18 protein-coding genes are annotated in these 22,167 nt (G+C 31.9%); 5 read left to right on the top strand and 13 right to left on the bottom strand.

Annotated elements, in window-relative coordinates:
* Window positions 1-8: 8 nt before the first annotated feature.
* Together B9N53_RS00560 and B9N53_RS00555 are read right to left on the bottom strand one after the other, a co-directional pair.
* Complete coding sequence (locus B9N53_RS00560) at window positions 9-1,730, bottom strand: ABC transporter ATP-binding protein (protein ID WP_094203260.1); 1,722 nt, start codon at window positions 1,728-1,730, stop codon at window positions 9-11.
* Window positions 1,708-3,468, bottom strand: coding sequence for an ABC transporter ATP-binding protein (locus tag B9N53_RS00555; protein ID WP_094203259.1), 1,761 nt, complete (start codon window positions 3,466-3,468; stop codon window positions 1,708-1,710). The genes B9N53_RS00560 and B9N53_RS00555 overlap by 23 nt, the downstream gene beginning before the upstream one ends.
* Before the next feature lie 176 nt (window positions 3,469-3,644).
* Here B9N53_RS00555 and B9N53_RS09165 point away from each other — a divergent pair, with 176 nt between their 5' ends.
* The 3 genes from B9N53_RS09165 (at window position 3,645) to B9N53_RS00540 (ending at window position 6,611) form a co-directional block, all read left to right on the top strand.
* Window positions 3,645-4,580: a helix-turn-helix domain-containing protein gene (locus tag B9N53_RS09165; RefSeq protein WP_158520782.1), complete on the top strand. Its 936-nt coding sequence runs from the start codon at window positions 3,645-3,647 to the stop codon at window positions 4,578-4,580.
* A 92-nt stretch (window positions 4,581-4,672) separates the two neighbouring features.
* Window positions 4,673-5,509, top strand: a complete 837-nt coding sequence (locus B9N53_RS00545) for an MIP/aquaporin family protein (protein ID WP_094203257.1) — start codon at window positions 4,673-4,675, stop codon at window positions 5,507-5,509.
* Window positions 5,510-5,546: 37 nt separating this feature from the next.
* Window positions 5,547-6,611 (top strand): methyltransferase domain-containing protein, encoded by a 1,065-nt coding sequence (locus B9N53_RS00540; RefSeq protein WP_094203256.1) that lies wholly within the window; start codon window positions 5,547-5,549, stop codon window positions 6,609-6,611.
* A gap of 123 nt (window positions 6,612-6,734) precedes the next feature.
* Here B9N53_RS00540 and B9N53_RS00535 read toward each other — a convergent pair whose 3' ends face one another.
* The 8 genes from B9N53_RS00535 to B9N53_RS00495 all read right to left on the bottom strand — a co-directional run bounded on the left by B9N53_RS00535 (window position 6,735) and on the right by B9N53_RS00495 (window position 17,465).
* Window positions 6,735-7,184: a hypothetical protein gene (locus B9N53_RS00535; RefSeq protein ID WP_094203255.1), complete on the bottom strand. Its 450-nt coding sequence runs from the start codon at window positions 7,182-7,184 to the stop codon at window positions 6,735-6,737.
* Entirely contained in the window at window positions 7,185-7,385 is a 201-nt protein-coding gene (locus B9N53_RS00530) for a helix-turn-helix transcriptional regulator (protein ID WP_002837368.1), read from the bottom strand.
* Between the two features lie 141 nt (window positions 7,386-7,526).
* Complete coding sequence (locus tag B9N53_RS00525) at window positions 7,527-9,257, bottom strand: proline--tRNA ligase (protein WP_094203254.1); 1,731 nt, start codon at window positions 9,255-9,257, stop codon at window positions 7,527-7,529.
* A gap of 266 nt (window positions 9,258-9,523) precedes the next feature.
* A complete protein-coding gene (locus B9N53_RS00520) occupies window positions 9,524-11,857 on the bottom strand; it encodes a hypothetical protein (RefSeq protein WP_094203253.1) in 2,334 nt (777 codons plus the stop codon).
* An 11-nt stretch (window positions 11,858-11,868) separates the two neighbouring features.
* Entirely contained in the window at window positions 11,869-13,923 is a 2,055-nt protein-coding gene (locus B9N53_RS00515; RefSeq protein WP_094203252.1) for an efflux RND transporter permease subunit, read from the bottom strand.
* A 13-nt stretch (window positions 13,924-13,936) separates the two neighbouring features.
* Entirely contained in the window at window positions 13,937-14,527 is a 591-nt protein-coding gene (locus B9N53_RS00510; RefSeq protein WP_094203251.1) for a TetR/AcrR family transcriptional regulator, read from the bottom strand.
* A 306-nt stretch (window positions 14,528-14,833) separates the two neighbouring features.
* Window positions 14,834-16,090, bottom strand: coding sequence for an adenylosuccinate synthase (locus tag B9N53_RS00505; protein ID WP_094203250.1), 1,257 nt, complete (start codon window positions 16,088-16,090; stop codon window positions 14,834-14,836).
* 877 nt (window positions 16,091-16,967) lie between these two features.
* Window positions 16,968-17,465 carry a nucleoside 2-deoxyribosyltransferase gene (locus tag B9N53_RS00495; RefSeq protein ID WP_094203248.1) on the bottom strand — a complete coding sequence of 166 codons (498 nt, stop codon included), beginning with the start codon at window positions 17,463-17,465 and terminating at the stop codon, window positions 16,968-16,970.
* A gap of 133 nt (window positions 17,466-17,598) precedes the next feature.
* Here B9N53_RS00495 and B9N53_RS00490 point away from each other — a divergent pair, with 133 nt between their 5' ends.
* Window positions 17,599-18,630 (top strand): M42 family metallopeptidase, encoded by a 1,032-nt coding sequence (locus tag B9N53_RS00490; RefSeq protein ID WP_094203247.1) that lies wholly within the window; start codon window positions 17,599-17,601, stop codon window positions 18,628-18,630.
* Window positions 18,631-18,720: 90 nt separating this feature from the next.
* On the opposite strand, the gene B9N53_RS00485 is transcribed toward B9N53_RS00490, so the two are convergent.
* The 3 genes from B9N53_RS00485 to B9N53_RS00475 form a co-directional block, all read right to left on the bottom strand.
* Window positions 18,721-19,296: a hypothetical protein gene (locus B9N53_RS00485; protein WP_094203246.1), complete on the bottom strand. Its 576-nt coding sequence runs from the start codon at window positions 19,294-19,296 to the stop codon at window positions 18,721-18,723.
* Between the two features lie 6 nt (window positions 19,297-19,302).
* Window positions 19,303-19,914 carry an MFS transporter gene (locus B9N53_RS00480; protein WP_094203245.1) on the bottom strand — a complete coding sequence of 204 codons (612 nt, stop codon included), beginning with the start codon at window positions 19,912-19,914 and terminating at the stop codon, window positions 19,303-19,305.
* Between the two features lie 438 nt (window positions 19,915-20,352).
* The gene (locus B9N53_RS00475) at window positions 20,353-21,180 is read right to left on the bottom strand and encodes a polysaccharide biosynthesis protein (RefSeq protein ID WP_094203244.1); all 828 of its coding nucleotides are present in this window, start codon (window positions 21,178-21,180) and stop codon (window positions 20,353-20,355) included.
* 810 nt (window positions 21,181-21,990) lie between these two features.
* Between B9N53_RS00475 and B9N53_RS00465 the strand changes: the two genes are divergently transcribed.
* Window positions 21,991-22,155: a hypothetical protein gene (locus B9N53_RS00465; RefSeq protein ID WP_002835797.1), complete on the top strand. Its 165-nt coding sequence runs from the start codon at window positions 21,991-21,993 to the stop codon at window positions 22,153-22,155.
* Window positions 22,156-22,167 lie beyond the last annotated feature (12 nt).

Genomic DNA, 22,167 nt, shown 5'->3' with positions numbered 1-22,167 from the left:
TTCGTCTCCTAATAAGTAAATTCTTCTGCCATCTTTGAGTTATCTATCAATTTTTTATAAACTTGTGATTTCTCTAAAAGTTCATCATGAGTTCCAATACTATCTACTTTTTTATCTTTCATAACGACTATCTTATCCACATTTTCAATAGCTTTCATTCTGTGAGAAATTATTATTACGGTTTTATTTTCCATAAGCTTATTCAAGCTTTTTTGGATTTTTTTCTCATTTTCAACATCAAGATTAGCCGCTATTTCATCCAAAATCAAAATAGGTGCATCCTTTAGAAAAGCTCTAGCGATGGATATCCTTTGGCGCTCTCCTCCTGAAATTTTTGTTCCGTTTTCTCCAATAACCGTATCGTATCCATGTTCCATCTTTGAAACAAACTCATCACATCCAGATAAAACAGCTGCCCTAATCACCTCATCATCTGTAGCGTCTTGTCTTCCTAGTCTAATATTTTCCATAACTGAATTATTGAACAAAACTACATCTTGAAATACAATTGATATTTTTGAAAACAGAGATTCTGTAGAAATATTTTTAATTTCCTTGCTATCTATTAAAATTTGTCCTTCATCGTAATCATATAATCTCGATATTAATCTAAGAACGCTTGTTTTTCCACATCCACTAGGTCCAACCAAAGCTGTTACTTCGTTTTGTTTCGCAGTAAAGCTTATATTATCTAAAACTTGTGTATCCTCATCATACGAAAAGCTTACATTCTTTAACACTATGTCAAAATTGTTTAATTCAACATCTTCTCCTTTTTGGAAATCAAAATCCCTTATTTCTTTAATTCTTTTTATCTTCGGTGACAAATAAAATATCTCTGCCATTTCTTCTTTCGAAGCATCAACTACATCTTTTATTTTCATAGCAGCAAACAAATATCCCAATAAATATAAAATGTTTATTTCTTTGGAAATCAATAAGTTAATCCCTACTAGAATTACAATTCCTAAACTTAAAAAACCAAATATCGAAGAAAATCCTAATATAGTAACCAACTTAGCTTCTTCTTTTATATGCACAGCTTCAGATTGCTCCATCTTTTGATACAAAAATCTTCTCATACGTCTCATTGCATTATAGCTTTTGATTTCCTGTTGAAGTTCTATTGCTTCTTGAAAATATTCTGAATTTTCTCTTAATACCTTGTAATACTTATCATGACCTTTAATTTGGATTTTTTTAGAAACCACCATTAATCCTAGCCCCAAAACCGTAGGGAGAATAACAGACAACGCTAATTTTACATTTCCCTTGAACATCATTATTGAGATTATCGGAAAAAACAATAAAAACCCAACAATTTTGGGAATTGCGTGACTCATAGCATGCTCAATTCCTTCTATATCAGACATTATAGTTTGAGAAATATCCGATATATCGTGCTTAGAAAAATAAAACAAAGGTAATTTTCTCAAAATTTCTGCCAATTCAATTCTCAAATTAGCGCTTTCCTTATAAGTTGTATTATACAAACTTTCATATTCAACTCTAAGCATTAAATTCAAAATAACCAAAGAAGAAATCGCAAATATTAAATAAAACTTATTGCTTCTATGGTTTGATATCAATATATCATCTAATAAAAACATCAGCAAAAATGCAGGCATCATATTTAAACAATACACTACAAAACAATTCAAAGAAGCTTTTAAAACATCTTTAGCTCCTGAATCCGTTAGGGCGAATTTATTTTTTAAGTATTTCTTCATTTTTAACCCTCCACTCATTAGCTTCTTCGTATAATTTTTGTAATTTCTTATACTTCGTGTCTTTTTTCATCAATTCATCATGTGTTCCTCTTTCAACTATTTCTCCATTATCAAATACCAATATCTCATCTAAATGTTTAATACTCGATAACCTATGGGCAATCATTATTACAGTTTTATTCTTCATCAAATTTTTAAAAGCTTTCTGTAATTCATGCTCATTTTCCGGATCAATAGCAGCACTCGCTTCATCCATAATGACAATGTTAGATTTTTTTAGCATAGCTCTTGCTATGGCAATTCTTTGTTTTTCTCCTCCAGATAAATATACTCCTTTACTTCCTATTAAAGTATTCTCTCTTTCAGAAAACTTATCCAAAATACTATTACACTCTGCTTGTTCTAAAACATTCATAACATCTCCATAAGTAGCATCCCTGTCTGCCATTGCAACATTTTCAAATATGGTTTTCTTGAATAATTTTGAATCTTGAAATACAAAAGCAATATTGTTTATAATAGCCTGTTGTGTGTAATCGCCAATAGGTTTTCCTCCAATTTTAATGCATCCACTATTTACTTTATAAAAACCAGAAATTAATTTTGCGATTGTGCTTTTTCCAGAACCACTACTTCCTACTAGAGCGTATGATTTGTTTTGTTCCAATTTGAAACTCAAATTATTAAGTACATAATCTTGATCGTATTTGAAGCTTACATTTTCAAATTCTATGTCATAATTTTCAAAGCTGACTTTATCACCATAATCAAGCTTATCTTTTTGCATATCATCAAACAATTCTTCCAATTTATCCACAGCAGTATTAGCTTGCATAATATGCATACTTAAATACATTATTTTCATGAACGATGAAAACAAAACTCCTGAGATAAACAGAATCATTATCATTTCAACAGTCAATAGTCGTGGATTTTTGTGAATGTCAGTAAACAAAATCAACGGTACTATTACAATCGAGACTAATCCAAAAAATATCCATTGATACCATACATAAGGTTTTTTGCAACTTACAGAATAATTGTATGCATATTCCGAATATTCTTTAATAGAATTATAAAGAGATTTGAATGATTTTACACTACCACCAAAAATCTTGACAACTTGCATTCCTCTTACATATTCCACACATTCTGCGCTCAATTTATTCAATGATTCTTGATAAATTTTCATAAACTCTTTTTCTCCCATCATCCTAGTTAAAATGATTGATGATGCAGCTACCAAAAGAATTATACATAATCCAGCTCTTATGCTAACCATAAATCCTAAAATTATAGCACCTATTGGAACAATAATAGCCTGTGAATTATCTGGTATCATATGTGCTATTATAGTGTGTGTTTGGGCGGCATTATCATCTATTGTCTTTCTAATATAACCTGATGCCTTAATATCAAAGACTCTAAATCCAGATTTTGCCAAACCATCTATTCCTCTTTTTCTCAGATTAGTCTCTAATCTAAATCCCAGCTTATGTGACACATAACCAGACAAAAAATAGATAATCGCCCCTAAAAATAAATATATTACCGTTTTAATAGCCATCGTTTTTGCCAACAATAGATTGTTTTTTACTAAAAGCATATCCAAAAATTTGTAAATACATAAATATCCTGCTACTGTAAAAACAGCTGATACAATTGAAAATAAAATTGAAATATAACCTAAATATTTTTCTTTAGGTACATATTTAAAAAGTTTTTTATATATCTTCATTGTCCCTCCTAAAAACATTATTAGACTTGTTTATGATATTCATTATCATATAAAGTTAAAAAAACAACTCTTTAAGTCCTATGTTATTATTGTACTCTAGTAAAATAACTGATACAATAATACAAGAAACTAAAGTCTTTTTGTATTATTGTCTAATCGTATTATCGGAGGTTATTATGGACTTTTCAAAAATTGTAGAGTGTTTTGATTGTAAATTGTGTGAGAATACAGATCGTTTCAATCCAGTGGGAAAATTATTTTACGCAGATTCAGAAGCTGGATATTCTGGATATTATTGCTTCTATGAGGGAGAAGATTTTTATATAGATATCCATGATTTTTTTATAAAAAAAGATTATATTGTAAATCGTATCCCCGATATGACCGATTACATAAGCGTATTTTCTAATTATTTAATCGAAGGAAGCGGAGAATGGCTAACCCCTTATAATGTTTTAGAACCAAATACCGTTTTTGTAATGAGTACCGACAATTTAAATCAAAGATATATTCTCCATGCTAATTCAAAGCTGTTGATGATAGGATTAAAATTTAAACAATCTATGTTTGACAAATACACTCCTGATTTTAGCAAAAAAGAAATAATGCATATTTTTGAGAAGACACAGCCTTTTATTTCAGACAAATTATCTATAATTGCTGGAGAAATATTAAATTGCAAAATGCAAGAACCTTGCATTAATCTTTTTTTCGAAGCAAAAGCAAGGGAATGGCTGAGCATCATTATTGATGCATCGAACAATTTAGAAGAAAGTGTTATTTCTGATTCTGATCTAACAGCAATACAAAACGTCGCAAACTATATAAATGATCATTACGCATTTGATATTTCACAGGAATTCTTAGAAAAATTATCTCTAATGAGTGGAACAAAATTAAAATCAACATTTAAGAAAAAATACCACATGAGTATCACTGAATATACTCAAAGAAAAAGAATGAATATCGCTGAAAATCTTATTCTTACCACTGATTTAGAAATCAAGGAAATAGCTAAATCAGTAGGATACACTTCAGCCAGTCGATTTAGTAGTCTTTTTTTTAGATACAAAAAAATCCTTCCAAATAATATAAGAAAATATAAGATATAATAAATGTAAATATCTATTGACGTTGTTTGTTTTATAATATACAATAAAATTACGATAATATTTATCGTTAAATAATTTCTGGAGGTGAACTAATGAGTTCAGAAGAAAACAATTGCTGTTGCGAAGTCGTGACGAAAGAAAGCCTCATTCAAGGATTTACAGGAGAAGTTATCGGTACATTTTTGATGTGCTTTTTAGGAATTGGCTCTGTAGCCACGGCTACATTGTACCAAGCACACACAGGTCCGTTCCAAGTTGGTATCGTGTGGGGTCTTGCAATTGATATTGCGATTTACGCTACTAGAAACTTGTCTTGTGCGCACTTCAACCCTGCAGTTACTTTTGCAATGTGCGTTTCCAAAAGATGTTCATGGAAGAATTTCCCTGTATACATACTAGGTCAATTTGTTAGGGCTATCTTAGCAGCCAGTGCATTATGGGTGTTTTTTGCAGATTCTGTGAAGAAAAGCTTAGATGCTGCTAACTTGACAATGGATGTGGCAACGCCAGCATCAAGTATTTGGATTGAAGTGTTTCCTAACACAGCAAACGGCGTAATCAGTATGCCTGTTGCGGCTTTCGCAGAAGCACTTGGAGTTTTCATTTTGGTTATGATTATTTTCTCAATGACTGAAGGTTGTAACATAGGTAGACCAAGCGACGATTTGTTTCCATTATTTATCGGTCTAACAGTTGCCGCTTTGATATGTACAATTGGACCTATGACTGATGCAGGACTTAATCCAGCAAGAGATTTCGGCCCAAGAATCGTGGCGTATTTTGTTGGATGGAAAAACATCGCATTCACAATGGATGCATTCATAGTTTATGTACTTGCACCACTAATCGGGGCAGGACTTGCAGCGATTTTCTTTACAAAAGTAATCGAACCAATGCAAAACTCAAAAAATAGTTGCGGTTGCAATTAATGATATAATAATATTAGAGTAACAATAGGAGGTATTTATGGAAGACATTAGAAAACAAGTATCAGAATATTATAGCAACATAACTACAGAAAAAGAAGGACAAATGGAAACACAAATCTGTAGTTGCCAAGACACTATGCCACTTTATATCAAGAAAATAAGAGGAATGATAAATCCTGAAATTTTGAAAAGATTTTACGGATGCGGCTCTCCAATCCCACAAGCATTAGAAGGATGTACTGTATTGGATTTGGGATGCGGTACTGGAGTTGACGTGTATGTAGCTTCAAAATTAGTTGGCGAAAATGGAAAAGTAATCGGAGTCGACATGACTGATGACCAATTGAACTTCGCTAAGAAATACCAAGATCAAATGGCTGAAAAATTTGGCTACAAGAAATCAAACGTAGAATTCAAAAAAGGATACATCGAAGATTTGAAATCAATCGGAATCGAAGATGAATCAATCGATGTTGTAATCAGTAACTGCGTTATCAACCTTTCCCCATTCAAAGAAGAAGTGTTCAAAGAAGTGTGGAGAGTTTTGAAAAAAGGTGGAGAATTATACTTCTCAGACATCTTCGCGGACAGAAGAGTACCAGATGAAATCTACCAAAACCCTGTACTACGTGGAGAATGCCTAGCAGGAGCGATGTATGTTGAAGATTTCAGAAGACTTCTAAGAAAAATCGGCTGGGAAGATTTCAGATACACTAAGATTACAAAAGCACCTATAGAAAATAGAAAAATAGAAGAATTAGTAGGCAACGTAAACTTCACATCAAGAACAATCAGAGCAATAAAATTACCAGGAATTATTGAAGATAAATGTGAACAATACGGACAATTTGCAACATATCGTGGAGGAATATTAGGAAGCGAACATTACTTCGACCTAGACGACCACCACAGATTTTTCGTAGATCTACCAATGGCAGTGTGTGAAAACAGCTGCGCAATGGTACAAGATACAAGATTCGGAAAATACTTTGACGTAGTCGGAGACAGAAGCAAACACTTTGGCTTGTTCGACGGTTGTGGCGATGCAGGAGCACCTGCTACAGACGACTGTGGCTGCGACGGCGGATCTTGCTGCTGCTAACAACAACAAAAGCTGTGAGAAAACTCACAGCTTTTTTGATTGCGCTAATATCACGTTTTTTCTCGCCAATTTTATCGATTTGGCGTAGATAAATCAAATGTGGCGAGATAAAAAATTTTATCACTACAATTTCTTGCTCCAATATATTTTCAATATCAATGTTATTATTATTTGCGCGATGGCTACTGCTGTAAGTGCTATGAACACTTCGAAGTTTATATAAGACATAACACAGGCGATTACTGCTATGACTAATGACAATATTGGTACGATGTCTTTTCCGGATTTCATTCTGATTAATATTTCACGTTCGTCTGTTTCTTTTGTATACATTTCTTTTAGATATTTTTCGTCTCTGTAGGCTCTTATCAAACATCCCATGTAAAATATGCAAACTAGTTCTATTCCTGTGAAAAATCCGAGAACATAATCTGTTGTGTCTGCGTTCGCTGGTGATATATCTTTCAAAAAGACCACTGCTAGAACAATAGCTAAGAGAGCTATGACGCAAAATATTACTAGCAAAGATATTCTACGCGCTATTTCTTTTCTGTAGTTTTGTAAGTTTTTCATTTAATCGTCCTCCTCCATTGTAAATATGTCTTCGATTTTCATTTCGAAAAATTTTGCGATTTTGAATGCAAGTGGTAGCGATGCGATGTATTTTCCGTTTTCTATAGATGTGATAGTTTGTCTTGTCACTCCAACTTCATTCGCCAATTCTTCCTGAGTAATTTTGTTTTCTTTTCTTAATTGTGAAATAATATTTTTCATTTTTGCTCCTTTGCAAAGTTCACTTTACATCTTTAGTATAGTATGCTTTGCATTTTTTTGTCAAGTAAACTTTGCATTTCCTTAAATAAAAAAACTACGAGCAATACCCGCCCGTAGTTTTCGTTTTAAAATCAAATTAAATTATCTGTACAATCCACCAACTGATTTTAAGTTAGCGTTGATGATTTCCATTACTTTGTCGTAAGCTTCTTGAGATGACATTTCAACATTTTCAAGCGTTTTTCTTTCTGAAAATTCTACTATATCTTCGTCTGCTTTCTTTCCAACAGTTATTCTTAGTGGAATTCCTATTAGGTCACGGTCGTTGAATTTGACTCCGACTCTTTCTTTTCTGTCATCTAGTAGAACTTCTACTCCTTGAAGAAGTAATTTTTCGTAAAGTTTTTCTGCAAGTGTATTTTGTTCATCATTTTTTGTGTTTACAACTGTGATGATTACGTGATATGGAGCTACAACTAATGGCCAAATCATTCCCTTGTCGTCGTGGTTTTGTTCCACAATTGCGCTGACACTTCTTGTAACGCCGATTCCGTATGATCCCATCCAGAAGAATTGCTCTTTTCCATTTTCATCCAAGAATGTTGCATTCATGCTCTTGGAATATTTTTGTCCCAATTGGAAGATATTTCCAACTTCGATTCCTCTTTTGAATTTAAGTGGAGATTTTGTTTCAGGGTCGATGTCTCCTTCTTGTACCATCAACAAATCTTCCACGATTTCTCCTTCGAAATCATCTCCGTAGTTCACATTTTTGATGTGGCAGTTTTCTTCATTCGCTCCAACGACGAAGTTTTTCATTTGTGTAACTCTTGAGTCGATTATGATTCTGCAATCTAGTCCGATTGGACCTGTAAATCCTGGTGAACTGTTCAAAGCTAGGATGTCTTTTTCTTCCATCATTTCGATTTCGTGTTCAGGACATTTCAAATATCCAATCAACTTAGTCATATTAAGTTCACGATCTCCTGGTATAAACACAATCACAGGTTTTCCTTCTACCATCAAATCCACAGCTTTCAAGCAATGTGCTGCATCTACATTCAAGAAATCACTTACTTCTTCGATTGTTTTGCAGTTTGGTGTGAGGACTTTTTCTGATGAAAGTTTTTCTACATTTTCATCGTTTACTTGATAGTACACGTAAGCTTTTTCATCTGTAGCTGCGAAATCACTGTCATCGCTGTAGCAAATCACGCCTTCACCTACATCGCTAAGCGCGATGAATTCGTGTGAACTGTTACCTCCCATGGCACCACTGTCTCCGGCTACGATTTTATATTCCAAGCCAAGTCTGTTGAACACAACTTCATACGCTCTCCACATGTTCATGTAAGCTTCACCCATCGCTTCTACGTCTACATCAAATGTGTAAGCATCCTGCATCAAAAATTCTCTGGAACGATTGATTCCAAATCTAGGTCTTTTTTCGTCGCGGTATTTTGTTTGGATTTGGTAAATATTAAGTGGAAGTTGCTTGTAGCTTTTGATTTCACCTTTTATCAAATCTGTAAAATATTCTTCGGCTGTTGGTCCAAGGCAGAATTCACGATTGTTTCTGTCTTTGAGCTTGAACATTTCTGGTCCAAATGTCTTCCATCTTCCAGATTCTTCCCAGATTTCACGAGGTTGAGTTACTGGCATGTGGATTTCTTGTGAGCCGTAGTTGTCCATTTCTTCACGAACGATATTTTCAACTTTTCTTACAATTCGATATCCCAATGGCAAATAACTGTACAATCCTGCTGCTGTTTTTCTGATCATGCCAGCTCTTAATAACAATTTGTGACTTGCTATTTCTGCATCTTGTGGATCCTCTCTTAAAGTTGGCATATAAAATTTATTCATTCTCATAATTTACATGTTCCTTTCTTTTAGTAGCTAATATGTATCTAAAAAAAGATCCCCCGTCACGAAGACGAAGGATCGCTATACCACTTCTAGTTTGTTAGTTATAAGGTGACAACCCTATGATTTTGACATACTCTCCGAGTTAGGTTCATCCTATCGTATTTGAAAGTTCGCACCTTACACTTTCTCTCTGAAAAATCGTATAGAACTAATATTCTCTTCATCGATACATTAGATTGTATCAGAATAGAATGTTTTTGTAAAGATTACTATTTTATTTTTTCGACAATCCTTGATTTTGTTTCAAAATTATTGTCTGTTCCTGTGAATGAAGAATCTTTAACTGCCAAATCACTCATAGCATCGATGATGTCTTTGAATTTGTTCAAATCTTTTGTCTTGTTGGATAATTCATCAATTCCTTTTTCTTTGTATTCTTTTAATTTGGAACTGAATTCTTTTTGTCCAGAAGCAAGCTTTTCGCTACCTGATTTTAATTGTCCAGTTGATGAATCTAATTTTCCAAGTCCATCATTTAACATATTGATTGCGTTACTCATTGGAATGATTGCTTTTTCATTGATTTGTGACAATGAAGATAAAAGAGCTGATTGTTTGTTGAATTCTTGTAAGCCACCAGATAATTTTGATGAGCCCTCAACTAACGCACTTGAATTCTTGTCCAATTCTTCCATTCCATTCAAAAGCATTGCCATTGCTTTTTCGTTTTGCAATGTTCCTTCTTTTAATGTTTGTGATCCGCCTTTGATTTGACCTGTTGCATCGTCAAGTTTGTCGATGGAATCTTTTAATGTTGATAATCCATCTGCGCCGTTCAATGCACCACCCATTTGTCCCAATCCTTGAGATAATTGGTTAGAAGAATCTACTAGTTTTGCTTTGGATTGATTCATAGCGGCAGATGTTCTCATAAGTGCATTTGATAAATCAGCGTTACCTTGAGACAATGCGCTTGAACTTTGAGCTAATTCATTTAATGCAGCTTGTAATTTTTGTTGCCCAGCATTTTGTGAACCAGCATTTCTGATGGATTCTGCTTGTGCATACATTACATTTTTTTGTGCTTGAAGATATGCTATTGTGTCGTTTAGTTGTCCTTCTTCGTTGTTTGCTTGTAATTGTTGGATTGCATTGTTCAATCCTTCAGCTGAGCTCTCAAGTCCACGTGCGATTTTTTCTGCATTTGCACTTCCATCAGCACCACCTGCTAATTGTGCAACTTGTTGTAATTTTTCGTTGAATTGTGCGCTTGAATCTTTTAATTGTGCAGATTTTCCCGAAATTTGTTCAACTGTATCTGCTAATTGACCGTAGCTTCCTGCCAAACCATTCAATCCGTTTGATAATTGTGATGATTTTTCAAGTAGTTGATCTTTTTGCGCAGTCATTTCTTTCATATTTTCAGTTCCAGCTCTTAATTGTGAAGTCGCATCTTTTAATTTGCCAACTCCGTTGTCCAAATCAGTAGCACCTTTGGCTAATTTTTCGGATCCTTCTTTTATTTTGGCTGTATTTTCTTTGATTTTAGCTACGCCAGCTGTGTAGTCAGAAATTCCGTTGTACAATTTCAAACTACCGTCATTCATTTGAGCTACATATCCTTGGATAGGGCCTACTTTCGATTGTATTCCTGAGAATTTTCCTTGCATTTGTTGTGTAGATGATGCAAGTTTTTGTGAACCATTGTGAAGTTTTGTAACTCCTGTTTGCATTTGTGAAATTCCTGAGTTTAGTTTGTCTTGTCCTTCAGATAATTTAACTGATGCATCTACAAGTTTTTGTGAATTATCTTGTAATTCTTTAACGCCGTTTTGAAGTTTATCTAATGAATCGATATTCTTTTTTTCTTGGAAGAATTCGTTAGTGATTACGGAGTAGATTTCTACTGGTTTGTACTCTTTGATGTCCATTTCAACTGAAACTTCGTCTTTGAATTTGTCCAATTCTTTGTCTTCTACAATTCCATTCAAATTTTGTTTCATACCTGGTGTCATCACTGTAGTTACTATTTCGTTCTTGCCGTCTTTTACAACTTTGATATCGTCTGATGTGATGTTGTTTACTTTTTCATCGTCAAATGTCATCGCTGCTACAACAACATATGGTGAATAAACATTCTTTGATTGTCCATCGATTGTTTTGGCTTCGTATCTGTTGTTTTTAGAATTGATTACAATCTTCAAATGACCAGACTTTCCTTCTAACTCAGAAGCTTTCATTTCTTTTCCATCCAAGAAATATTTTACAGATATATCCACTGGAAGTTTTTTGTCAGTATCACCTTTGTAGTAGATGTCTTTTTTGTTTTCATCTAATTTCAAATATCCGTTTTCAGATTTTAGTTCTTTGTCTGTTTTCAAATCTTTTACATTTTTCAAATTAGATTTGTCGTTTGCTTTTATATTTTTATCTGAATTTAACCACACAGAAACTGATTTGTCTTTGATTTCGTTGCCTTCTACTGTTACATAAACTGTTTCTGATTTTTTGATTAAATCTTGTTGTTCTGCAAATGATAGATTAGCAAATGTCATTGAAGATACTAATGACAAGGCTAAGATTTTTTCAATATTTTTCTTCATAGTCTGCTCCTTTACGCTAAATTTTTAGTTGTTTTCTTGATAAATGGGAATGTAACGCTCAATATTGCTGGAAGTAATATTATGATTACAAGCATGCTGATGATTGCTCCCCTAGCAAGTAACGTACATATTGTGGATACTATTTCCATTTTTGAATAAATTCCTACACCAACTGTCGCTGCCATGAATGATAAAGCACTTGTAACAATTGATCTGGATGTTTCTCTTACCGATGTTTTCAACGAACCATTTACATCTTTAGTCTTTCGATATTCGAACAAGAATCTGTCCGTCATTAATATAGAATAATCTATCGTAGATCCTAATTGAATTACGCCGATTACGATTGATGTGATAAACGGAATTGTTTGATTGAAGTAGAATGGGATTGCCATGTTGATTTGAATAGCAAGTTCTATGGCTGCTATCAATACAACTGGAATTCCAAATGATTTGAACGATATTGCGATGATTATGAATACTGCAATTAATGATGCTATGTTAACCATCTTGAAGTCTTGATCGGAAATATCTGTCAAATCGTCTGTAAGAACAGCTTCACCTGTCAAATATCCGTCCTTGTCGTGTTTTGCTATTACATCACGCATTTGTGTGATTTGTTTGTTCACTTTATCAGATGCTGTTTGGTATTCTGAATTAACCATAAGCATTTCGTAGCCGTTTTTTACGAAGTTATCTCTGAGTTTGTCTGGCAAGAATGTCGCAGGAATTGTAACACCTGTGATTGAATTCGTTCCGACAACCGAATTGATACCGTCGATGTGTTCTAACTCATCAATCATAGAATCCATAGCAGTATTAGATAAATTATCTTTTACAACGATAAAATGAGTACTTGCCATATTGTAGTCTTTCTTCATTTTATTAAGAGATACAATGGAGTCCAAATCTTGTGGCAATGATCTATCCAAGTTGTAGTATAATTTTGTGTTTACAGATCCATAAATTGCTGGAATGAACAACACTACAAATACTAATGCCAACACTTTTCTCTTGTCTACGACGAAGTTTGGTAATTTTGTAAATTCTGGAAGTAATACTTTGTGATTGTATTTGTCCACAGCTTTTTCTGTAAGAAGTAGCATTGGTGGAAGAACAACCAAAGTAGATAAAAGTCCGATGAATACACCCTTACTCATTACAAGACCGATATCTTTACCCAACGATAATCTCATCAATATCAAAACCAAGAATCCTGCAAAGGTTGTAAGTGAAGATGAGAACAACGATGAGAATGTCGCTTCAATAGCTTTTGCCATTGCCTTCTTATGTGTGTCTCTCTTTTTCTTTTCCGCTGCATATCTATGATACAAGAAAATCGAATAATCCATCGTTACGGCAAGTTGCAACACCGCTGCAATCGCCTTAGTAATGTAGGATATTTGTCCTAAGAATATATTAGTCCCAAAATTATAAATAACAGCATATCCTATATTCAACATAAATACGAATGGAATTACAGTCGATTCATTCGTCAAGCTCAACACCACAAGTCCAAGTGCCACAGCAAGCATTACATAAATCGGCGTTTCCTTGTCAATCAAATCCTTCGTATCTTTTACAAGAGCACTAATACCACTCAAGTATTTTTCTTTGGACTCGATTTGTTTGATTTGATCTATCGCCTTCATAGTTCTCATTGAAGATGACGATTCACTAAACTTAACCATCATTAGAGTACTATCTTTGGCATAGAACACATCCCTAATATCATCTGGCAAAAATTCGTTAGGAACAGTTGGCCCTAAAATTGAAGTCTTAGATATAACATCCTCAACCCCGTCTATTTTTTGCACTTCTTCTCTTAATTTCTCGGCATCGTTGTCCGTGCCTTTTAAAATCAACATCCCAGTAGCTGCATTTTTGAAATCTTTGTCCAAAATAGTTTGACCTTGAGTTGATTTCAAATCAGTTGGCAAATAAGACAAAATATCGTAATTGATATTTGTTGCCTTGTAACCAATTATTGATGGAATCAACAACAAAGTCATAACCAAAAGCACTAACTTAGGATGATTAGCTATAAATTCTGAAAATTTCTTCATGTAAAAATCACCCTTATCTATTTAAAATTTGTTTAATAACTTCAACCAAAACAGACTTCATTTCATCAATAGATAAAATGGAATCCTTTCTGATTGCAAGCTTACAAGTTGAAATCACAGTCTCAATCGTCAAAGAAAGAATATATAATTTTTGTGAATCAGAATATTCCTTTGAGAACAACTGTGAATACTTGTTCAAAATATATTTCAGAGCAGTGTCTGTTTCAAAAAATCTCTTATCATTTTCTACCTTAGCATACAACGCCCAGTTCAAATTACTCGCAACAAGTTCAAACTCAAAAGGATTAGCAATATAATAATCAATAATATAATCCAAAAAACTAATAAATCTTTCAACATGATCTTCTTGTGTGCACTTCTTCTCAGTTTCCACCACCAAATCTGTAAGCTTCTTCAGGACGATTTGTTCCTTCAAATCTTCCTTATCCTTAAAATAAGAATAAAAAGTTCCCAATCCCAAATCAGTGTTGCTCATAATATCTCTGATAGTCGTCTTATCAACGCCTTTTTTCTCAAACATCTTAACTGCAGACTGAATTATTTGTAATTTATTATCTTTTTTCTTTTCGTCCAAATACGACACAACTAACCTCCTTTCATCTATTGAACACCGTTCATTTCTTTTGACGTTTTATATTGTAACACTTTTTTGAACTATGTTCAACATTTTTCCTAAATTTTTTTATTTTTATTTTTTCGATTTAAAACGTTGAAAATCCAACATTTATTTTGCAAATTTCGTTTTTATTTGATATTTTTCAATTTCATAAAACAATTTTTTTGAAATTTTGTAACATTTTTCGGGAAATTTTTTTGGTTTTTTTGAGTCCAATTAAATTTGGGCAAAAAAAATTCCGCGAAGCTAATCCACGGAATAATTTGTAATATTTTATTTTATATTCATAATAAAATCTCTTTTTTGCATAATTTCTTCAGTTTTTGGTCCATAAGAAACATAAGAGATTTCTGTGTCTAATTCTTTTTCGATGAATGTCATGTATTTCAAGAAGTTTACTTCAAACACATCATTCCAACCGTCAAATTCTTTGTAGATTGGTTTTGCTTTTTTGAAATCATTTGAAATGAATGGCATTTTTTGTTCAACGCCGTCAATTTCATATCCAACGCATACTTTTACTTTATCGTAGCCGTTTAATACGTCTGCTTTTGTCATGACAATTGAGTTGATTTTGCTCTTTTTGATTGCATAACGTAATTGTGCAAGGTCAATCCAACCTACACGTCTGTTTCTTCCAGTTGTAGCTCCGAATTCATTGCCTAATTTTCTAAGCTTATCTGCTTCTTCATCGAACAATTCTGTTGGGAATTCTCCTTCTCCAACTCTGGATGTGTATGCTTTTACAACTCCCATGATTGTGTCATCATCAGTCAATGTAACATCTGCTGCTGATGCGCTGTAAGCAGTTGTTGTGCTTGATGTAACGTATGGGTATGTTCCTGAATCTAAGTCAAGCATGATTCCTTGTGCACCTTCGAAAAGAACTTTTTTATTTTTGATTTCTTCTTCGATTTCAGATGCTGATGTGAATGTAACGCCCAATTTTAATAATTGGTCGAACTTGTCAAGCAAATAATTTACTGTTTCATCGACATCGATGTGCATTTTGCTTTCGTAGATGTTGTTTTTCAAATAAACTATTTCTTCAACGCGTTCTCTTAACAATTCATCGTCAAACAAATCAATAATTCTAACGTTTTGTCTAGCAGCTTTGTCTTGATAAGCTGGTCCGATACCTCTTTTTGTAGTTCCGATAGGATTTTTTCTCATAGATTCCAACAATCCGTCTTCTTCTTTGTGGTAAGGTAGAACGATAAATGTTTCTACATCGACCATAAATCTCTTGGAAATTCCTGGGAAATCAGCTTCCAAAACCTTCAACTCTTCAATCATTTGTTCTAATTCGATTACCATTCCTTTTGCCAAGAATCCCTTAGAATCTGTGTCAAAAGTTATTGATGGTAGTAAATGATGTACGTACTTTTTGTCTTTAAAATAAATAGTATGTCCTGCGTTGGCACCACCTGAAGATCTTACAATAATATCATTAAATTTGGAAAAGTAATTTACAACCTTTCCCTTACCTTCGTCTCCCCATTGTGCACCAATTATCGCTAATTTATTCATAACAACTTCCTTTCAAATTATTAGATTCATTTAACTGTTAAGTTAACTACAAATCACAACTACTAATTATACCATATTCCGCCATTTAAAAATAGTGTAAAATCCGTAATTTATCCAATTTGTTATTTTGAAACTACATTTTCAACAATATTATACCCCAAGTGGAAATTTTCTATTATAAATCCTTCCCGTTTTCTGTGATTAAAATTAATTTTCAGAGAAAAAGTAGCAAACCGTTCATGCTAAGAATATCATACGGAAAAATTTGATTTGATTTCAAATCGAAGAAATCCGTCAAAAAATCGCATCGCATGAACGAAGTGTGCTTGCGATTTTAGGATTTTGAGATTTAGAAATCAACAAATTTTGTAGTCTAGATATTCGTGCATGAAGGTTTGTCTACATCATTTGCTACTTATAATATAAACTCTTTTTCCCTTAAAGTTAAAACAAAAAGTTCTCATTAAATTGCTACTGCAACAAATTTAATGAGAACTTCGATATCTTACGATAAGAATATTTCAATTTTCTATTAAATCATATTTAAAGTCACGAAAACTATATAAAAAATTACCAAAGCCAAAATTAATCCAAATTTTAACTTTTTTGATATTTCCGATAAAAATAAAGCTGCTACAAAACTAAAAATATTAATTCCCATGATAAGAATCAATGTAAATTTTTGTATCTGAATATTTTTTTTACTAATTATAAACAGTAAAATTAATGTTACCAAATAAACTAATTTGCTTATTGTAGATAAGTATTTGCTTTTCATTCTTCTCCTTTTTGATAGTGAATATTCTTATCACTTATATAATAAATTTTGATTTATCATTTGTCAATAAAAAAACTAGCTATTTCTAGCTAGCTTTTTCTAATATTCTCTTTTAATAATATCTACGATTTCTTTTTTGTAATCGTCGGTATTTGGATATCCAACAATGAAGTATCCCTTATCTTTAACTTGGCCAATTATCATTTGGTTTCTGTATAATTTGTTCTCGCCAGTTCCCAAATATCTCATATCTGTGACAAATCCAATGATAATTCTCTTCTTGTCAGTCAATTTGTATTCTTCTTCGTAATCTTTCATCACCGAAAAAGCCATGATTTCTCCTGCAACACCATCATCAATCGACAATCCGTCAAGACAAGCTATCAAAACGTCAGCTTCTTTTAACTTCGCCATGTCATTTCTTGCGATGTCGATGTCAGTAATTGTAGCATCATTGTCTTTTTTGTTGTTTATCGAATCATTTCGTTGTGGCACATACAAATCAATGTCCACTTCTTTCTCTATAAATCTCGCCAAATCTTCAGTCCAACGAAACATAGCGTCGTTGAAGAAATGCGATGCAAAATATCCTTTCATTTTTCACCTCAATTAATTTTATCATATATTTAGTGCGTAAAATTTTAGTTAAAACATTAACCCTCACTTTAAACGATTGAAACAATGTGATTATATGTGGTATCATAAAAATATATTTTAGGAGGTTCTCAATATGGAAAATTTAGGTTTTTTACAAGAAATTTTAATGACTTCTTCTCCATCTGGCGACACTAAAGTCGTTATGGAAAAAGTTAGAAAAAAATTCGAAGAATTAGGAAAAGTTGAAATCAACTTCACTAACAAAGGTGCAATGGTTGTTACTCTTCGTGGAGAAACTGACGAAAAACAATCTACATTCGCAGCTCACGTGGATACGTTGGGATTGATGGTCAAAGAAATCAAACCTAATGGAAGATTAAAAACTTTCTTGGTTGGTGGTTACGCATACAACTCTGTTGAAAATGAATATGTAACTATCTCCACAATGTCTGGCAAGAAATACACTGGAACTTGCTTAAACGACAAACAATCAGTTCACGTTTACGGCCCAGAAGCTAAAAGCAACGAAAGAAACGCCAAGACAATGGAAATCAGAATCGACGAAAAAGTTGAATCAGCTGAAGATGTAAAAAAACTTGGAATCAACGTTGGTGATTTCATCTATTTAGATTCAAGAACTCAATTAACAGAAAGTGGATTCGTAAAATCAAGACACTTAGATGACAAAGCTTGTGTATACGTATTGTATGAAACTGTAAGATATTTTGTAGAAAACAACATAACTCCAAAACACACACTTAACTTCTTCATCTCAAACTACGAAGAAGTTGGACACGGTGCATGTTACGGAATTCCAGAAGAAACTGACGAATTCATCGTTGTTGACATGGCTGCTCCTGGAGACGGTCAAACATCTTCTGAATTTAAGACAACAATTTGTGCAGCAGATTCTACAGGTCCTTACGATTTAGAATTAAAAGAAAGATTAGTTAGAATTTGCGAAGAAAATAATATTCCTCACGCAGTTGACATCTATCCATTCTACGGATCAGACGGATCAGCAGCCTTAGCTGCAGGATATAATCTAAGAGTTGCTTTGATTGGCCCTGGTGTTGATGCATCACACGCAATGGAAAGAACTCACCAAGAAGGATTACAAGCATCTATCGATTTGTGTATAAAATACATCGAAGACAAGAAATAAATTTTATCTTACTTTAAATAAAAAACCAAGAACGTATTAATAATCCAATACATTCTTGGTTTTATTTTTACTATTCTAAAATTTAGTAAATCAACCTTTTATATAAATTTTCTTTGCAACCATTGATATAGCAACAACTCCAATACCAATAAACAAATATTGGTTCATTGATTTTACACTAAATGCCCATGAAAAAACGAATGATCCAATAGGCATAAAGGCTAGAGCGGCTGTAAAAACTATTGAAAATATTCTTCCTATATAATTCGAATCAACATCTTCATTTATTCCTGTAAAAAATGAAATATTATAAATAGTAAGGAACAAATTAAACAATACTATACAAATCATAGCAATTATAATGTTCTTAAAAAGTTTCATAACAAAATAATATAATACTATGAATAACCCTGAAAGAATTAAAAAATCGTACGATTTTCGTGAATAATTTGAGCTAATGATTTTTAAAGCTATTATTCCCCCTATCATACCTCCCGCAGCTTCTGCCGAAAGAAAAATCGCATACGGATCAATAGAACTTTCAAACAAATTTCTTGAATAAGGTGAAAATAAATTATATCCAGCTAAAAAGAAGTTTACTAGTGATGATGTTACTATAAGATTTAATATTTTCTTTTGTTGCAGTAGATATTGGATACCTTCCACGATATTTTAAATGATTTTCTTCTCACTCTTACTCTTAAACTGTATTTCTTCATCACTTTTTAAATTGTATTCACAAAACGATGATAAGAAAAATGTAAATGCATTTATCAGAATAATATTCCTATATCCTATGACTTTTATCAATGAAATCGTGAATATAGGAGTAATTACTTTTATGATTTGAATTGCTATTTGCAAACATGAGTTAAACTTAGAAATCTCATCTTTATCAATATAGTGTTTAATTAATGCCTTTGCCGATGGCGCATTAAACGATGAAATTATACTAAGTAATATATTTACTGAAATAATAACAGCAGACATTGGTAAACTTGTTTTTTGTAAAAATAATATAGATAAAACAAAAATACCTGATAAGAGGTCTGATATTATAACTATTTTATTCTTCTTGCTTGTAAAGTCTGATATCGCTCCTCCTATTAAATTTAATAGAATAGATATGATTAATTCTGATGACTGATACAGCGCCAATAGAAATGATGTTTTAGGACTAATCTTCGAAATCAGAAAATTATTTGCAAAATCAAAGATTTTATTGCCCAATATCGTAGTTGTAGCCCCAACAAAAAGAAATTTTTTATTGTTTTTTTTATTCATAAACTAATCTTCGGTCATGTTTTCTCTTTCTTTTAAGATTACAACATTTCCTCCATACGATTTTAATTCTTCTACCAACGGTGGCATTCCTATGTCTATAATAAAATTTGTTCTTTCTTTAATTTCATACTCCTTATATTTCTTAAATTTAATATATTAAAGTGTTATACACTTACAAAGTTTACATCACAAATACATAAATATTTTCTACTTTTAACGTTTTTTTATTTTATCACCTATAATATCGTTCAATGCTTCTTGAAAGTCATTATTGTTTAAAGTTTATATTCTCGAATTAGAATCTTAAATAGTTTTTATCTTTATTTCTGATATTTCACTGAAAACATTAAATTTATTTACATCGTTTTTTTATTATATTTTTTATATATAAACTATCTCGCAATCTCATTTATCAACAAATTTTAAATGATACATTTATTAATGTATTTTAAAAATATTATTTCGAACCTTATGCTCTTTTGATTTTATTATGTTCTTTTTTAAAACTTCTCCTTCTCTTAACCCGATAATCTCTATCTTACTATTTGAATTAGTCTTAGCTATTATGTCACTAGCTAAGTTATATATCGATATTTCCTTTCCAATATCAAAGTTAAATACTCCATTTTCACATACATTATTGTAAAAATCATTCCATGTAACAATAAAACTACTTAAATTAGCTGCAATCTTTTTTACGTTCTTATCAGTTACTGTAAGTGGTAAATTATTCTCAGCCTGCTTCTTAAAAATATTATAAACTGAACCTTTACTTTCGACTATAAACGGAAATCTAACTGATTGTATTACTTTTCCATTTATCTTAATTTTTTTTAAAATATTTTCAACTTCTAGTTTATCTTTTCCAAAAAAATTGGTTGGATTATACGCTTCATCACTGGAAAGAAAAATAAATCTTTTTAAATCTTTCGAATCAATCATTCTGTATATAAGTTTTATTGTCCCATTTACATTAATATCATGATAATACTTATTATAGATTTCATTGTAATAAGTATTTTTCAGTACAGCGGAATGTATGATTACAGTCGGCCTTAATTTATCAATAATGTTTAGTGTATATTCATCATATACATCTAATGGAATAAATTTAATCTTTTCATGTTTAATACTTTTTTCTAAAATGGCAGTATCATTTTCATTATTATCTATAGCTATGATATAATCATCTTTATCTATATAATACTTTAAAAGTTCTTTACCAACAGTTCCACAAGCTCCTGTAATAAGTACTCTTTCCTTCATTTTTTACTCCTTATATCATTTATATTTTCAAAACCCTATCGTCAAATTCCCTATAATATTTTCAGAATTTTAGCTATAATTATATGTATTAACGGCATCTATGGGTGAGTAAAACATTTTCCGCAGAATTTATTGGAAGCGTTTGTTTGATTCATAAAGATAAATAAATCAAATCCAATTCTATATTAAATATGATATAACTTCTACCATCTCTTTAGATAACATTTTTATTTTACTTTCATCGTCAATTAACATATATCCCTACTTATTTTTTAGATTTTTAAATTATAGCATATTGTTTTTAAATTGTCTATATAAAAAATCATATTATTTTTAAAACTGAATTCAGCTTTATTCTGCTAAATTTTTTCGCAACCACCAATATACATTATCAACTTTTCAAAAAATTTTCCCAATTTTTTAAAATGCTATCTGTTTTCTTTCAGGAAAATTGCAGGAAAACATTGAGTAACTGGGAAATTTTTATTTTTCTTAGGAAACTTGAACATATCAACATTTGTTTTCCTAAAAAAATATTTATCGAATAAAAATAAGCCTTCTGTGAAAACGGTACTCACAAAAATCATTCGTTTTCCTAATTTTTCTTTACAAAAATTTTTCAAAAAACTTTGAAAAAGTGCTTGACATAGCTGTTTTATGGTTATATAATACTTAATGCAATGAGGGATATGAAATGAATTATCATTTGGATATCCCATGAATATTAAACTCGATAATTTCTGTTCGTTGAATATTCATTTATTATCGAATGGAAAATAACATATAAATATTAAATGAGGGGGAACTAAAATGATTAAGAATAACAGAAAATATTTAGATTTTGCAAAGAAAACATCTCTTGGTTTGAACACAAATATGTCTTCAATGACATTCGCAAGTGTCGATCATTTTAATGAAAGATTCTCTCCATTGTTTGGATCAAGAAGAATCTTCAAAAACAGAAAAAACGCATAGGGGGTAAAATTT

It is taken from the genome of Finegoldia magna (genome assembly GCF_002243175.1).
Taxonomy (GTDB): Bacteria; Bacillota; Clostridia; order Tissierellales; family Peptoniphilaceae; genus Finegoldia; species Finegoldia magna_J.
Note: the sequence above shows the minus strand (reverse complement) of the source record. Positions and strands in the feature narration are given on the sequence as shown.